Raw genomic sequence first — 15981 nt, forward strand, 5'->3', positions numbered from 1 at the left:
GAATAATTCTCGTTAGTTTAAACATCTCGATTGGTGATGCCTTGTCGTCAGCCCAAAGTCCCCACAGTGAGCTTGTTGGCACGTTGTACCGTGACCATCGCGGCTGGCTGCTGGCATGGCTGCGGCGCAACGTGGCCTGCCCCAGTCGGGCCGAAGACCTCAGCCAGGACACCTTCATGCGCCTGCTGGGCCGTGAAGAACTGCGCGAACCCCGCGAGCCCCGGGCGTTCCTGGTGGCCATCGCCAAGGGCCTGTTGTTCGACTATTTCCGCCGCGCCGCGCTGGAACAGGCCTACCTCAGCGAACTGATGCTGCTTCCGGAAAGCGAACACCCGTCCCCAGAAGAACAGCACCTGATCCTCGAAGACCTCAAGGCCATCGACCGCCTGCTCGGCAAACTCTCCAGCAAGGCCCGCGCCGCCTTCCTCTATAACCGTCTCGATGGCCTGGGCCACGCCGAAATCGCCCAGCGCCTGGGGGTTTCCGTGCCGCGGGTGCGCCAGTACCTGGCCCAGGGTATTCGCCAGTGCTACATCGCGCTGTATGGCGAGCCGCTGTGACTCAGATCAGTTCCAAACCGGTTTCGGCACGAGTGCTGGATGCTGCGATAGCCTGGCAACTGTCCCTGGATTCCGGGAATCGCAGCGCCGTAGAGCAGGAAGAATTCAACAAGTGGCTGGCCAGCAGCGATGAACATGCCCGCGCCTGGCACCAACTGGGCATGCTCGACCAGCGTTTCAGTGTGGCCAGCGGCCCGGCGCGGGCGGCGTTGCTGCAATCGCGCGAAAGTATCCGCCGCCGGGTGCGCAAGCTCGGCAGTGGCCTGGCCAGTGTGGTGCTGGTCTGCGGCCTGGCGCTGTTCGCCAGCCAGCGCTACGCGCCCCTCGACTATTGGCTGGCCGACCAACGCACCGCCACCGGCGAACAACGCACCCTGAAACTGGCCGATGGCACGCTGATCAACCTCAATACCCACAGCGCCATTGATGTGCGCTTTGACGAAAAGCGCCGGGTGATTGTGTTGCAGGACGGCGAGATTCTCGTAGAGACCGGCCATAACGACGCGCGCCCCTTTTTCGTCCAGACCCGCGACGGCAGCCTGCGCGCCCTGGGTACGCGGTTTATCGTCAAGCGCGAGGACGACGGAACGCGGCTCAGCGTGTTGCAGTCGGCCGTCGCGGCGCAGCCCGAGGCGGTACAGCAGGAGCAGGTGTTCAAGGAAGGCCAGCAGGTGCTGATGCGCCATGACGGCCTTGGCCCGTTGCTCGCCGTCAGCCCCGGCACCGACGCCTGGACCCGCGGCATGCTGGTGGTCGACAACGCGCGGCTGGCGGATGTGGTCGAGGAACTGTCGCGCTATCGCACCGGCTACCTGGGCGTGGACAAAAACGTCGCCGACCTGCGCATCACCGGCAGCTTCCCGCTGCACGACACCGACCTGGCCTTGAATGCCCTGCTGCCGACTTTGCCGGTGCAGATCCAGCAGCGTACGCCATGGTGGGTAAACGTGGCCGCCGGGCCCGCGCCAGGCGGCTCTGCTAGTAACAACTGAATAAAGACAATTTCGAAAAAGTCCAAAAAACTGTCATTTTTCACAGGTTATGAACACTACCTTTTGCCATCCAATAAGCCTTCGCTTTGCCGGCAACCCGCTGGCTAAAGCGTTTCTGTTAGGCCAACGAGGATGGACCCATGTCAACCCAACTCAATGTTTACCGTCAGAACTATGTCTTTGGCTTTCCTGGCCAAGGCAGCGACCCCTGTGGCGCTTTGGCAGAGTTGTATCAGTGCGTTCCCCAAGCGCGGGAGCAAATTGACGCGACCCTGGCGATCATCGAACACCAGGCGGCCCAATACGAGCCAGATCCGCACCCTGGATTAGTGACCCAGGTTCTGCTGACCCATGATCACGCACTCCCCCTGCCTTCCGGCGTTGCCCAGTTGGCGCTATATGGCGCAGCGGTGGTACTCAATCAATTGCTCCAGGCGGCAGGTGTGGTCCCTGCCCTGATCGTAGCGCAAAGTTTCGGCGAAATTGCGGCCAGGGTCTGTGGCGGCGTGCTCGACATTGCGCAGGGGGCACGCGCGGTGTGCGCTCTCAATGCCGCCTACCGCGACGAGGAGGGCCGAGGCAGCATGCTGCTGATCAACCTTTCGGCGCCGGCCACCCAAGCACTGCTGGACCGCTTCCCCGAGCGCAACCTGGTACTGGGCTCGGTCAACGCACCGGCGCAATGCATCATCAGCGGTGAGACGGCAGACCTTGCGCACCTGTGTGCCCACCATGACGGCAACGCGCCGCCCTTGCGCCCGATCCCCATCGCGTACGCTTCCCACTACCCCCCTCACCTGGAAGTTGCCCGCAAGCTTTACGAAAACCTGCAGCCCCTGATACCCCAGCCGTTCCATACACCGATCTACTCCACCGTACTGGGGCGCCGCTACGAACCCGAGGATGACCTGCACCACATGTTTACCCGGGGTGTCACGCAGCCGACCAACCTGCCCCACACCTTGGCGCAGCTGCCGACGGACGAACACACCGTGTTTATCGACCTCGGGGTGAACAACGGCCTGTCCACGTGCATACACAAGAGCTTGCCCGATGCACAGGTCTACGCGCCGCTGGCACAACCCATCGAAATCCTGCGCCTGTTGCTGACCAAGACACCCCTCGAACACGAAGCGATCATGGCCCTGCGCGGCCTGGCCAATGGCCCGGTCGATGCCCAGGTTCACGCACACATGGCGAAAATCTTCCGCGACCCTGAACTGCACCCCCGCGCCAACCAGAGCTTTCACGACGGCCACCGCCATACCTACCAGCGCTTGCAGCACCTAATGCGCAAACTGCCCGAGGGCATTCACGGGTTTGCACAACCGCAGTTACTGATGGCCGTGGCCTCTCACGCGGCGATCAACGACCCCTCGCTTTTTATGGGCTGCGTGATTCAGCAAGGGCTGTGCATCGGCACACTCCTGGCGTTCGAACAGGATCACCCGCACGCTGCGCAGTGGCGACATCAACTGGAAACGGGCGCGAGACTTGGGGTGTACGCACTGACTGAGATAGGTCGCAGCAACTCCCATATGGGGGCCTGTGTCGAAGCAGTATTCGACCCCAAAACCCGCACGTTTGTGCTGAACACGCCAAACAAAGCGGCGCTGAAATTCGCCAACGTCGGCATCAATAACCTGGACAAGATGGGCGTGGTGTTTGCCCAGGTAACCGTGCAGGGCCAGGCCTGTGGCGTGTTCGCGTTTGTACTGCCACTGAGTGACGCCAAGGGCCCGCGCCCAGGGGTTTGCATGTCGTCACCGACGGAGATTCGCGCAGTGCCGCTCGATTATGGCCTAGCAAGCTTTGACCGGGTGCGCCTACCGTTCGACGCGTGGCTGTGCGATGGCGCCTCGATCGACGCGGCCAATCACTTCCACGACCCATTGGGCAGCACCGACCGCCGCCTGATTCGCTCACTGTTTGCGCCCAAAAATGTCTGGGCCATGGTCGGTATCGGCTTGAGTTCGGTGATGCTGGCCTGTGCAACCCTGGCCCTGACCCATGCCAACCGGCGCACCACCCAGGCGCGGATCGGCAACGGCACCGGCTTGCTGGCTTTTCGTACCCAACGCCGTGCGCTGTTCGGCTGCCTGGCCACGGCCTACGTCATGAAGTGCTTTGCCAATGACTCCGCGCGTTTGTGGATCGAAGGCACGGCCAGCCAGGCATCGCTGCAGACCACCGGCAGCGGCGACGTGACGTGGACCCCATGGGCCGCCATCAGCCAGACCCTGGCCCTGACCAAGGCCCTCTGCGCCCCCGCCGCCGAGGCGCTGGCCACCGAATGCCGATTGCGCTGCGGAGTGGCCGGCGCGCTCAACCTCAATCGCTTCGCCGACTACGAAGGCATGGCCAAGATCTACCAGGATGCCGGTGGCAATAACCGCATGATCCTGTTGGACGCGGCCAAGGTCCTGATCGGTCAGCCCTTGGACGAACCCACCCGGCCAGACCCGCAAGGTGCACTGGATGATGCCGCGTACTGGCAGGCCATGGCGCACACCCTGGAGTATCGCTTGCTCAAGCAAGTGGCCGAGCATGTCGCCCAGCATAGCGGCGAGGGTGAGGACGACATGCAGGTATGGAACTCGCAATTGATGATCGTTGCCCGCGCGGGTGAGGCCTACGCCCAGCGCCTGGCCATCCAGAGCGCGGTGCAAGCGAGCCACTCGCTGCCCCAGGGCCTGGCCAGGGAACTGGGTAGCGCGTTGTGCGGGATGTATGTGCTGGAATACCTGAATAAACACGCCGCCTGGTTTATCAGCGAAGGCCTTATGGACATTGCGCGCTACCGCGCCCTTGAGGAGCGCCTTGATGCGTTGAGCGATTTCCTCACCGCGCACGTTGAACTATTGATTGAGGCGTTCGGCCATGGCGAGGCCACCCGCGCGGCAATCGCCGATACAGCGCCATACCCCGATGCACTGGCCAACAAACTGCAGTGGGCCGTCGGCTGAAAAACCCCGCTATCCTGAGCCTTGAGGGCCATGCATTACGAAGAGTTGTGAACATTCACAGATTTATTTTCACTTGGCCCTATCACTTTTTGATTCTCGTCCGGCACCTAGGCAATTGAGAAATATTTCCATTCCGGAGCCGCCCTATGTCCCGCACACTAGACACCTTGTTGCGCCCCAGCCTGCTAGCCGTGGCCATTGCCCTCAGCGCCCCGTTGGCCAGTACTGCGCTGATCGCCGCCGAACAGGCATCCAGCGTGCGTGCCTACAACCTGCCGGCCGCACCGTTGGCCAGCACCCTGAACCAGATCGCCAGCCAGGCCGGCCTCGCACTGACCCTCAGCCCGGCACTGGCCGCCGGCAAGACCTCGGCCCCGGTCAAGGGCCAGTTCGATGCCCCGGGCGCACTGCGCGAGGCCTTGCGTGGCACTGGGTTGCAGCTGGAGCAAAGCAGCGCGGGCACCTACAGCCTGGTGGCGATTCCAGAGGGTGTGGTGTCGTTGCCGCAGACCAATATCACCGGGCAGGGGAATTACGAGAGCGCGTGGGGGCCGGTGGAGGGTTATGTGGCTACGCGTACGGCGGCTGGGACCAAGACCGATACGCCAATTGCCGAATTGCCGCGCTCCGTGACAGTAATCACCCGTAAACAAATGGAAGACCGCTCAGTTCTGAACCTCAACGACGCGCTGCGCTACACCGCAGGGGTGCAGAGCAGCGGCTATGGTTCTGACTCGCGCAGCGATTGGTTACTGGTACGCGGTTTTGTACCGACCCAATTCCTCGACGGCCTGCCTTTGCCAAAGGGCAACTACGCTACGCCAAAAGTTGACACTTGGAGCCTGGAGCGTATCGCTGTACTGCGCGGTCCGGCTTCCTCCGTCTACGGTCAGACGCCTCCCGGTGGCTTGCTGGATATGGTCAGCCGTCGCCCACAAGCTGAAAGCAGTCACGAGGTCGAGGTACAAACCGGTACCAATAACCACAAGCAGATCAACTTCGATAGCACCGGAAAAATCGATGACGAAGGACAATTCCTCTACCGTATCGGTGGCGTGGTGCGTGACAGCGATACAGCGGTCGATCATATCCCTGACAAACGCTACAACGTCGCGCCCAGCCTGACGTGGAACATCAACGACGACACCAAGCTGACCCTGCTCTCGCAGTTCACCCGCGACGACACCGGGATCACGGGTCAATTCCTGCCGCTACAGGGCACCAAATTGTCATCGCCTGCCGGCAAAATTTCCCACCACAAGAACCTCGGTGATCCGGACTGGGAATTCTACGACCGCACTTACTATGCGCTCGGCTATGCCTTTGAAACTCGCCTGAACGATACCTGGCAGTTCCGGCAAAACCTGCGCTATACCAAAAACGACCTGTCGTTCCAGGGCATCACGGCAGGGGGTAGTTTTTGGCCAAACGGGCCGGAGTTGGCCGTAGACGCCGATGGCAACGTGAGCCGCTCAGCCGGCAAGGTCGATGAAAACATCGGGCAGTTTGCCGTCGACAACAACTTCCAGGCCGACTTCCAGACCGGTGCTGTAAGCCACACCTTGCTGCTGGGTCTGGACCACCAGCGCTCCGATGCCGATGCGCGCTGGCTATGGGGTTCCGCCGGTGTTCCGACCATCAACTTCAATCGACCGGTGTATGGGCAGGACTTCTCCAAAGTCCAATACTTCACCATGTATGACTACACCCAAAAGACCCAGCAGACCGGCCTGTACGTACAGGATCAAATGGCTCTCGACAATTGGCGCCTGACTCTTGGTGGACGTGAAGACTGGGTGCACACCGGCACCACGTTCCACAATCAGAACGACGCCACCAACACCCAGCGTGACAAAAACTTCAGCGGTAATGCGGCACTAAGCTATGTGTTCGACAACGGCGTCACTCCATACCTCTCCTACGCCGAATCGTTCCAAGCGGGCTCAGGGACACAAGTACTCAGTACTGGTGCATTCAAACCCACAGAAGGCAAACAGTACGAAGCAGGGATCAAATATCAGCCGCCTGGCACCAAGGCGTTGCTGACCGCTGCCGTGTTCGATCTAACACAGACAAATACGTCGGTTACCGAGGGCGGCATTACCCGTCAAGTAGGCGAGGTGCGTGTGCGCGGCCTGGAACTGGAAGCCAGCGCCGACGTCACCGAAAGCCTCAAGCTCGTAGGCTCGTACACCTATAACGACAGCGAAATCACCAAGGGCGCTGCCGCAGAAAAAGGCAACCGCATGAATCAGGTACCTCGTAACCAAGCCACCGCCTGGGCCGACTACACCTGGCACAGCGGTCCGCTCGACGGCTTTGGCGTGGGTGCAGGCGTGCGTTATGTCGGCGATACCTACGGCAACGCTGCCAATACCGACTGGGGCCATGTTGGCTCCTACACGGTGTACGACGCCTCGGCCCATTACGATCTTGGCCGCGTAAGCAGCGCTCTGAAAGGTGTCACCGTGGCGGTCGATGCCAAGAACATCTTCAACAAGGACTACCTCGCCACCTGCGATGGTTTCTACTGCTACTACGGCGACCAACGTAACGTCGTCGCCAGCGTGAACTACAAATTCTAAGACGGTTAAAAACCGCAGATGAAGGGCCGCCCCAATTGCGGCCCTTCTGCCTTTTGGAGCCGTGATGAAAAGCACAACCATCCGCCGCTGGTCCTTCATCCACACCTGGACCAGCCTGATCTGCACCGTGTTCCTGCTGATGCTGGCGCTGACCGGGCTGCCGCTGATCTTTCACCACGAGATCGATCACCTGCTGGGCAATGAACCCGAGCTCAAGCAGATGCCGGCCGATACCCCGCAGCTCAATCTCGAGCAACTGGTGGCCAAGGCCCAGGCCCATCGCCCTGGCGAAGCCATGCAGTACCTGGCCTGGGACGAAGACGACAAGAACGGTGTGATTGCGATCATGGCGGCCACCGCCGGGACCGAGCCCAATTCGTCCCACACCTTTATGCTCGACGCGCGCACCGGCGAAAGTGTGGAGATGCCGTCGGCCAATGGCGGCTTGACGATGTTCCTGCTGCGCCTGCATGTGGATATGTTCGCCGGGCTGCCGGGCAAATTGCTGCTGGCGTTCATGGGGGTGCTGTTTGTGCTGGCGATTGTTTCCGGCACGGTGTTGTACCTGCCGTTCATGCGGCGCTTGAAGTTCGCCACGGTGCGCCAGGACAAGTCCACGCGCCTGCGTTGGCTGGACCTGCATAACCTGATCGGTGTCGTCACCCTGACCTGGGCGCTCGTGGTGGGCGTCACCGGGGTGATCAGCGCCTGCGCCGACCTGATCATCGCCGCGTGGCGCAGCGACAGCCTCACCGCGATGATCGAACCCTACAAGAACGCGCCGCCGCTGACCTTGCGTGCGCCGGCCACCAACCTGCTGAACATCGCCGAACAAGTCGCACCGGGCATGACCCCAGATTTTATTGCGTTCCCTGGCACGCGGTTTTCCAGCGAGCATCACTACGCGGTATTCATGAAAGGCAGCACGCACCTGACCTCGCACCTGCTGACCCCGGTGCTGATCGACGCCAGCGACCTGAGCGTCACCGCCGTGGCCGAGCGGCCGTGGTACATGGACGCCATGGGCATGTCCCAGCCCCTGCACTTTGGCGACTATGGCGGCATGCCGATGAAAATCCTCTGGGCGGTGCTGGATGTGCTGACCATCATCGTGTTGGGCAGCGGTGTGTACCTGTGGTGGGTGCGGCGCAAGGCGGCCAAGCCATGAGGCCCCGGCAGTCGAATTTCTGGAAGGTGTTCGGGGTGCCCTTGGTGATCGGGCTGCTCAGTGCTGCCGGGTTGTTTGCGGCGTTGCTGGGGGATGGGGGTTGGGATTCCCTCAGCTGGCTTGGGCTGGGGATCCCGGCGGCAATCGGTGTCTGGGGGTTGCTGCGGCGGCCGTGAGGACGCCATCGCAGGCAAGCCAGCTCCCCCACTTTGATGTGCGAATACCGTCCAATGTGGGAGCTGGCTTGCCTGCGATGAGGCCCGCAAAAACAACCGAGATCCCCCTCGCCAGTCACCTCGCAACTGTCTAGTCTATGGCCGACCCTTTCCGAGGATTGCCCATGTTCGCGCCCAGCATGACCTTGTTCCACAACCCCGCTTCGCCGTTTGTCCGCAAAGTTTTGGTGCTGCTCCACGAAACCGGCCAGCAAGAGCGGGTTGCCCTGGAGACCGTGCTGGTCACGCCGGTCAACCCGATCACCGCGTTGAACGAGGGCAACCCCCTGGGCAAGATCCCGGCCCTGCGCCTGGCCGATGGCAATGTGTTGCACGACAGCCGGGTGATCCTCGACTACTTCGACCACCAGCACGTCGGCAACCCGCTGATCCCCCGCGACGGCTCGGCCCGCTGGCGCCGCCTGACCCTGGCCTCGACGGCCGATGGGATCATGGACGCGGCGGTGTTGGTACGCTATGAAACCGCCCTGCGCCCGGCCGACAAACACTGGGACAGCTGGCTGCAGGAGCAGCGCAACAAAATCCGCCGCGCCCTGGCCGAGTTGGAACAGGACGCCATCGCTGAGCTGGCCAGCCATTTCGACATCGCCGCCATCAGCGTCGCCTGCGCCCTGGCGTACCTGGACTTTCGCCACCCGGACCTGCGCTGGCGTTCAAGCAATCCCAAACTGGCTACCTGGTACGCCGAGGTCAGTCAGCGGCCTTCGATGTTGGCGACCCAGCCGCCGGCCTGAGTGGTGCCTCCCTTGTAGGGGCGAGCTGGCTCGCGAAGGTATTCCAGGCGCATTGTCGAGGGGGAGGCACGCCCGCTCCAAGGGTCGGGCAGCAATGCCCTGATCATCGCCACCAGCTCTCCCCTCTCCCGCTGATCCTCACGTAAGCCGATCATTGCACCGCCTCCAGGTCAAACGCCAACGGCTCGGCCACCTTGCGTTTGCCCACGCCATACCAGTCCAGTTTGCGCGTCAGGACCATCACCGTGCCCAGCAGCCCGAACAGCAACAACGAGCCCATCAGCAGCGCGTAGTCCTCGGCGCTCAACAACCCGTACAGCAAGCCATACAGCGCCGCCAACCCCGCCGAGAACCCCAGGCCGTGGGCCACGCTGCGCAGCACATGGCACACATAAAAACCGATCAACAACACACAGGCACTGGCCGAAATCAGGTACGCCAGGGCAAAGCCGATATGCTCGGACAGCGACAACAGCAGCAGGTAGAAAAACGCCAGGGCCACCCCCACCAACGCGTACTGGATCGGGTGTACCGCCAGGCTCTTGAGCACTTCGAACAGGAAGAAGCCGGCGAATGTCAGGGCGATAAACAGCAGCGCATATTTGATCGCGCGATCGCTCTTGAGGTACTGGTCCACCGGGTCGATAAAGTTCACGCCGAAGCTGCGCTGGTTGAAGTCCTCGCAGCGACTGCCGACCACACAGCCTCCCAGTGATTCTTCAAGGTTGGTGGAGAAAAACGAGGTCTGCCAGCTGGCGCTAAAACCTTGGTCGTTGATCTCGCGCTGCACCGGTAGGAAGTTGCCGACGAAGCTTGGATGGGGCCAGTTGGAGGCCAGCTTGACCTTACTGGTCTTGCCCACCGGCAGCACCAGCAGTTGTTCGGTACCTTGCAGCCGCAGGTCGAACGCGAAGTCCAGCGGCGCGGGGTTCTTGCTGTCCTGGGCGGGCAACGGTACATGCACGCCAGCGCCAAGGAAGCTCACCTGGGTGCCCGGGGCAAACTCCAGGCGCTGGCTGCCCAGCTCCAGTTTCAGGGCGTTTTCAATGCCGCGGATATCGCTGATACCGACCGCCAAAAATGCCTGGCCAAACGTGTAATCGGCAAAGTCCTCCTTGATGCCCATCTGCGCCGGCAGCACAAAGCGGCCGCTGATGCGGTTGTCGGCATGGAACAGCCGCGCCTGGTAGATCCCCCGGGCGCGCAGTTCGGTTTGTACCTTGCCGTCGAGTTCGAACTGCTCCGGCAGGAAGTACAGGCGGCCATCTTCTTCGCTGAGCACTTCATAGCGTTTGTTGAGTTTTTCGTTGAGCTTCCACTCACGCACGGTCTTGCGATACGGCACCACCATCAACGGCCCGCTGACCTGCTGGCTGTAGCTGGAGCTGCGGGCAATGTCCATCAAGACGCCGTCGCGCAGTTCCTGGCGGTCGTTGATGATGCCGTTGATCATCAGCAACGGAATCAGCAATAGCAGGATCAGCAGCGCAATGGCGCCCAGTTTGAATAGCAGGCTGCGGTTCATGGGTCTCTCCCTGTTTTGATGGGGAGAGTGTGGCGGCGGCCTGTGGGGGATTTATGAGGGCAATGTGGAGACTGTGTGGAGATGCAGCACCACTTGCACGCCACCCGGGACGTTGCCGATCTGCAATGAGCCGCCGTGCAGCTTCACTACTTCTTCGACAAAATTCAGGCCCAGGCCGGTGCTTTTGCGCCCGCTGGCCGGGCGCGGCAGGGAGTAGAAGCGCTCGCTCAGGCGTGGCAGCGCGTATTCGGGGATCGGTGCAGCCTGGTTGAACAAGCACACATCCACATCGTGATGCCGCACCTGGGCGCTAAAGCGCAGAGTGCCGCCTGGCGGGGTAAAGTCCAGGGCGTTTTCCAGCAGGTTGCCCAAGGCCTGGCGCAGTAAAAACGGCTCGCCATACAGCTTCACATCCGCTTCGATCAGGCGCTCGACCTGCAACCCGGCCTGTTCGATCCGCGCGCATTGCGCCTTGAGGACTTCATCGACCAAGGCGGCCAACGGTACCGGGACTTGCTGCTCCAGCCCCTGGCGCTGCTCGACCTGTGCCAGGTTCAGCAGGCGCTCGATCAACTGCTGCAAGCGCGCGCTTTCGCTGGCGATATTGCCGACAAACCGCTGTTGCTGGGCGACAGTCATTTCCCCCTGCAACAACTCCGCCGCGCCGCGAATCGCCGCCAACGGGCTTTTCAGTTCGTGGGTCAGAGTGTGCACGTAACGCTCGACGTAGGCCTTGCCCTCCAGTTGCGTGCGCATGTGCTCCACAGCGGTGGACAACTGCGCCAGTTCACCGCCGCGATAATGCGGCAACTCGGCGCGCCGCCCCTCGCTGACCGCCTGGGCATAGGTGGTCAGGCGGCGTAGCGCAGCACTCAACCACCATGACAGCAACGCCCCCAGCAACAAGCCCAGCGCCACCAGGCCGGCGCCGTACCACAGCAGGCGGCGCTCGGTGCGGTCGACATAGGGCTGTAGCGAACTGTTGGGCTTGGCCACGGTAACGGCGCCGATGATCTGCCCGTTATCGCGGATCGGCGCGCCGACATGCATCACCGACGACGCCGGGTCATCGGCATCGCTGCGGGTCGAGCGGGCGCCGTACTCACCACGCAGGGTCAGGTACACGTCGTTCCATTTCGAGTAGTCCTGGCCCACGGCTGTACCTGCCGAGTCCAGCAGCACAACGCCCCTGGCGTCGGTCACATAGATACGGTGGTTGACCTGATTCTTCGCCAGCCCCCAGATCGTCGCGCCCGGCTGGCGCTCGCCGTAGGCCTTGAGCACGGTAGGCCAGTGGCTTTGGCCGAGGGTGCCGTTTTTCACATCGTCACGCAGGATTTCCGCCAGCAGGTTGGCGGTATCTACCAGGGTTTCCTCGGTGGACTGACGCACGCCGGGGCGGATTTCCTTCATCACCGTGTTGAGCACAAAGTAGCCGGTGAGGCCGATAAACAGTGCATACACCAGGAAAATCCGCAGCCCCATGCGCATCAGGCGTGGCTCGGGCTGTAGCTGTAGCCCAGGCCCCGATGGGTCTGGATCGGCTCGGCCTCGGCGGCCACGCCACGCAACTTGCTGCGCAGGCTTTTGATATGGCTGTCGATATTGCGCTCGTAGCCGGCATCGGCGGCCACGCCGACGGCATCCAGCAGTTGCTCGCGGCTGAATACCCGCCCGGGCTGTTCCAGCAGGCAGTTGAGCAGGCGGAACTCATGCCGGGTCAGGCCCAGCAACTGGCCGCGATAGTGGATCTGCACCCGCTCGTGGTCCACCTGGAACAGGCCGCCGCTGGCCGGCGCTGCCACCGGTGCCACGCGCTTTAAGATCGCCTTGACCCGCGCCGCCACTTCCCGCGGGCTGAAGGGCTTGACCACATAATCATCCGCGCCGATTTCCAGGCCCACCACACGGTCGATTTCACCGTCGCGGGCACTGAGGAACATCACCGGTACTTCACTGAAGCGGCGCAGTTGCTTGCAGGTTTCAAAGCCGCTGATGTCCGGCAGGCCGATGTCGAGGATCAGCAGGTCGGCCGGGGTTTGGCGTTGATGCTCCAGCGCCGCCTGGCCGAGGGTCAGCCAGGTGGTGGTAAAGCCTTCGCCTTGCAGGGCAAAAATCAGCGTATCGGCTATGGCCGCTTCGTCTTCGACAATCAGGATATGAGGCATGGCGTCCGAGCACTGGGAGCTAAAGGTGAACGGTGCCCCATGCCTTATGCGGCGTCAATCAGCAGTCGGGCTTGTCCGCGGTATAGCGACGAGCCGGGTTCACGGCGGCGCCGAACTCACGCAGGGCCTTGGCCCCGATCAGCAGCGGGTAGTTGAAGCTGCTGCGGTCGGTAAGGTTGACCTCCACCGTGCGCTTGACGTTGCCCAGGCACATTTCCAGGTCCACCACCGGGCGCTTGGCCACGCTGGTTTCTTCGCCGTCTTCATCTTCGTCGGCGCGGTTCTTGATTTTGCTGATGCGCGCCACTTTGTGTTCGTAGACCTTGTTGCTCACGTCCTTGCCGCTGAGACGGAACCGCACCCAGTCCTCGCCATCGCGGGTGAAGGTCTCGATGTCGCGGGCCGACAGCGAGGCGGTCAACGCGCCGGTGTCCATCTTGGCCTTGAAGGTCTCGCCGATTTCCGGCAACTGGATATATTCGTAGCGCCCGTACAGGGTCGGCTCGGCGGCCATCACGGGCAGGGCAACCACGGCTAATAGGGCAAGGAGGGATTTCACGTAGGAGGATTCCTTGAAGTAAGTAGACGAATACTAGACTGCAAACGCTGCCTAAAGTTGGATCGTTGCCCAGCATACGCAACACAAAGTGAAACATTCGTCAGGCCATTTGCGATTTGGCCTCTAGACTCAAGCTGCTTATCATGGCCCGTCCAATCGCTTGCAAGAGTTGCTTATGCGCCGCCTGCTCACCGGCTGTTTCGTCACACTGCTGCTGTTACTCAACACACTGATCCTGATCGGCCCGCTGCTGGTATTCGCCCTGCTCAAACTGGTGGCGCCCGGGCGGTCACGCGATTACGCCTCCTGGGCCGTGATGTGGATCGCCGAGACCTGGGCCGAGATCGACAAGCTGATCTTTGCCCTGTGCATCCCCACCCAATGGGATATTCGCGGCGACACTGGGCTGAGGGTCGACACCTCATACCTGGTGATCAGCAACCATCAATCCTGGGTGGATATCCCGGCGCTGATCCAGACCCTCAACCGGCGCACGCCGTTCTTCAAGTTCTTCCTGAAAAAGGAACTGATCTGGGTGCCGTTCCTGGGCCTGGCCTGGTGGGCCCTGGATTACCCGTTCATGAAGCGCTACAGCAAGGCGTTCCTGGCCAAGCACCCGGAACTGGCGGGCCAGGACCTGAAGATCACCAAACAGGCCTGCGAGCTGTTCAAGCGCCAGCCGGTGACGGTGGTCAACTATCTGGAAGGCACGCGTTTTACCGAGGCCAAGCGTGCCCAGCAGGGCTCACCTTTCACTCACCTGCTCAAGCCCAAGGCCGGTGGCGTGGCGTTTGTGCTGGCCGCGATGGGCGAACAGCTGGATGCGATCCTCGACGTGACCGTGGTGTATCCACAGCAGAAGATTCCAGGGTTCTGGGACTTGATCAGCGGCGCGGTGCCCCGCGTCATTGTTGATATCCGCACCCGCGAGCTGGATCCGGCGTTGTGGCAGGGGGATTACGAGAATGATCCGGCGTTTCGCCAGACCGTCCAGAACTGGGTCAACCAGCTCTGGATGGAGAAGGATGCGCGCATTGCCCAACTGCGCGCCGAGCGACCTTAGCTACCGGTACCCCAGGCCTGGGCCAGTTTGCCAAGCAGTGAGCTGTCGGCACCCTGGCCGCCCAGGTATTGCAGGATCACCGGGGCAAACTGGCCGATCATGCCGCTGTCCATGCCCAAGGCGCTGAACGCGGTGTTCAGGTCGTTGGTGTTCTTCACGTTACCCAGCACGCCGTCCAGGCCGCTGGTCTTGCTGCCACCGTTCTGGCCAAGCATGCCGCTCAAGGCGCCAAGGCTGCCCAATGCGTTGTTGCCCGACAGCTTGTCCAGGCCCGGTACGCTTTTGCCCAACTGCGAATAATCGGTGCTGCTCAGTTGGTTCTTGGCCAGGCCCAGCATCGCACCGGTACCGCCGACGGCCTGCTCCGGGGTGACATTCAGTTGCTGGGTCAGTGCGCCCAGCAAGCCAGCGGTCTGTGAGGTCGGCGCAGCGGCGGCGGCCTTGTTGGTGCCCTGGGCGCCAGAAACGGCGTTGGCCACATCGCCCAGGCTGAAACCTGCTGCAAATACCGGGCTGGCCGCCACGGTCAGGAGGCAGGACAGGGCAAAACCGCGTGAAATCTTCATCGAGACAACCTCGTAAATGTAGGAGCTAAAGCAGCCGTTTGACTCAGCATCCAACAGGTTGTTCCACGTCACAGATTTGTTCAGAAAAGCACCAAAGCCCGGCACCATCAAACTGCCACTAGGAACCCATCGCCTGCCACAGGGTCAATCAACACACTACAAAACTTGTCAGGAAGAGCCTTATGACTGCGTCCCAACCCCCAGTGATCGAGCACAAGCCCTCATTCTGGACCCGCCCGCGCCTGTTCATCGGCGTCTGCGTGGTGGTGGTTGCCGGTATCGGCGGCGCGCTCTACACCCAGGACAGCGTCAAGTCCGCCGCGACCCTGGTCAGCAGCACCCAACAACCGGCGGCGCAAATTGTGGCGCACAAGGATTACCTGGAAGTCCAGCCCATCGCCGCCACCGCGCCTGAGCCGGACCGCAGCCTCGAACTGTGGGCCCTGCCGGCCGGCGGCACGCCTGTGTCTTTGGGCCTGTTGCCTGAAGATGGCAAAGGCATCATCGGCCTCAACCCACGCCAGCAGGAAACCATCAGCCAGCCGGTGGAGTTAATGGTCAGTTCGGAAACCAAAGGTGGCTCGGTGAGCAAGCAGCCTACCGGCCCGACGGTGTACCAGGGCGCGCTGGCAATTCGCTAACCGCCCTGCCTCCCCTCAAAAAACACTGTGGAAACGGGCTTGCCCGTGATAGCGCACGCGCCGTGAAGTTCGCAAAAAAAACCTGCTCCTTTGCAGGTTTTTTTGCGCCTGCGCATTTGCTCGGTCGCAGTCGCGGCGTTTGAAATAAGACACGTACTTTTAATTGTATTTGATTTTATCTAACTGTCATTTCCCACAGTAGGCACCCTCCAACTCCC

Annotated in this window: 14 protein-coding genes; 9 read left to right on the top strand and 5 right to left on the bottom strand. The window is 61.7% G+C overall.

Annotation, left to right across the window (positions count from 1 at the left end; all coding sequences use genetic code 11):
• The first annotated feature begins 41 nt into the window (after window positions 1-41).
• The 7 genes from ACO77H_RS25475 (at window position 42) to ACO77H_RS25505 (ending at window position 9241) form a co-directional block, all read left to right on the top strand.
• Window positions 42-560 (top strand): RNA polymerase sigma factor, encoded by a 519-nt coding sequence (locus ACO77H_RS25475; protein WP_169953742.1) that lies wholly within the window; start codon window positions 42-44, stop codon window positions 558-560.
• A complete protein-coding gene (locus ACO77H_RS25480) occupies window positions 557-1552 on the top strand; it encodes a FecR domain-containing protein (protein ID WP_432754711.1) in 996 nt (331 codons plus the stop codon). The genes ACO77H_RS25475 and ACO77H_RS25480 overlap by 4 nt, the downstream gene beginning before the upstream one ends.
• Window positions 1553-1692: 140 nt before the next feature.
• Window positions 1693-4518 carry an acyltransferase domain-containing protein gene (locus ACO77H_RS25485; RefSeq protein WP_432754712.1) on the top strand — a complete coding sequence of 942 codons (2826 nt, stop codon included), beginning with the start codon at window positions 1693-1695 and terminating at the stop codon, window positions 4516-4518.
• 146 nt (window positions 4519-4664) lie between these two features.
• A complete protein-coding gene (locus ACO77H_RS25490) occupies window positions 4665-7103 on the top strand; it encodes a TonB-dependent siderophore receptor (RefSeq protein WP_170042202.1) in 2439 nt (812 codons plus the stop codon).
• Window positions 7104-7167: 64 nt separating this feature from the next.
• Window positions 7168-8271, top strand: coding sequence for a PepSY-associated TM helix domain-containing protein (locus tag ACO77H_RS25495; RefSeq protein ID WP_432754713.1), 1104 nt, complete (start codon window positions 7168-7170; stop codon window positions 8269-8271).
• The gene (locus tag ACO77H_RS25500) at window positions 8268-8447 is read left to right on the top strand and encodes a hypothetical protein (protein ID WP_169953736.1); all 180 of its coding nucleotides are present in this window, start codon (window positions 8268-8270) and stop codon (window positions 8445-8447) included. Before ACO77H_RS25495 ends, ACO77H_RS25500 begins: the two co-directional genes overlap by 4 nt.
• Before the next feature lie 164 nt (window positions 8448-8611).
• Window positions 8612-9241, top strand: a complete 630-nt coding sequence (locus ACO77H_RS25505; RefSeq protein ID WP_170042200.1) for a glutathione S-transferase family protein — start codon at window positions 8612-8614, stop codon at window positions 9239-9241.
• Between the two features lie 151 nt (window positions 9242-9392).
• On the opposite strand, the gene creD is transcribed toward ACO77H_RS25505, so the two are convergent.
• From creD to ACO77H_RS25525, 4 genes are read right to left on the bottom strand one after another with little or no spacing between them, the layout of a single operon-like run.
• Window positions 9393-10766 (bottom strand): cell envelope integrity protein CreD, encoded by a 1374-nt coding sequence (creD, locus tag ACO77H_RS25510; protein ID WP_169953733.1) that lies wholly within the window; start codon window positions 10764-10766, stop codon window positions 9393-9395.
• Between the two features lie 51 nt (window positions 10767-10817).
• A complete protein-coding gene (gene creC / locus ACO77H_RS25515) occupies window positions 10818-12257 on the bottom strand; it encodes a two-component system sensor histidine kinase CreC (protein ID WP_170057623.1) in 1440 nt (479 codons plus the stop codon).
• Window positions 12257-12934, bottom strand: coding sequence for a two-component system response regulator CreB (gene creB, locus ACO77H_RS25520; protein WP_172313588.1), 678 nt, complete (start codon window positions 12932-12934; stop codon window positions 12257-12259). The genes creC and creB overlap by 1 nt, the downstream gene beginning before the upstream one ends.
• A 58-nt stretch (window positions 12935-12992) precedes the next feature.
• Window positions 12993-13493, bottom strand: coding sequence for an ATP-dependent zinc protease family protein (locus ACO77H_RS25525; RefSeq protein ID WP_029296952.1), 501 nt, complete (start codon window positions 13491-13493; stop codon window positions 12993-12995).
• 175 nt (window positions 13494-13668) lie between these two features.
• Here ACO77H_RS25525 and ACO77H_RS25530 point away from each other — a divergent pair, with 175 nt between their 5' ends.
• Window positions 13669-14556, top strand: coding sequence for an acyltransferase (locus tag ACO77H_RS25530; RefSeq protein WP_169953727.1), 888 nt, complete (start codon window positions 13669-13671; stop codon window positions 14554-14556).
• Here the strand turns inward: ACO77H_RS25530 and ACO77H_RS25535 are convergent.
• Entirely contained in the window at window positions 14553-15122 is a 570-nt protein-coding gene (locus ACO77H_RS25535; protein WP_170042198.1) for a DUF2780 domain-containing protein, read from the bottom strand. The two genes, ACO77H_RS25530 and ACO77H_RS25535, sit on opposite strands and share 4 nt — an antisense overlap.
• Before the next feature lie 182 nt (window positions 15123-15304).
• Here ACO77H_RS25535 and ACO77H_RS25540 point away from each other — a divergent pair, with 182 nt between their 5' ends.
• Window positions 15305-15763, top strand: coding sequence for an anti-sigma factor domain-containing protein (locus ACO77H_RS25540; protein WP_169953723.1), 459 nt, complete (start codon window positions 15305-15307; stop codon window positions 15761-15763).
• Window positions 15764-15981: the final 218 nt, after the last annotated feature.

It is taken from the genome of Pseudomonas sp. WMBT8, assembly GCF_050916005.1.
Taxonomy (GTDB): Bacteria; Pseudomonadota; Gammaproteobacteria; order Pseudomonadales; family Pseudomonadaceae; genus Aquipseudomonas.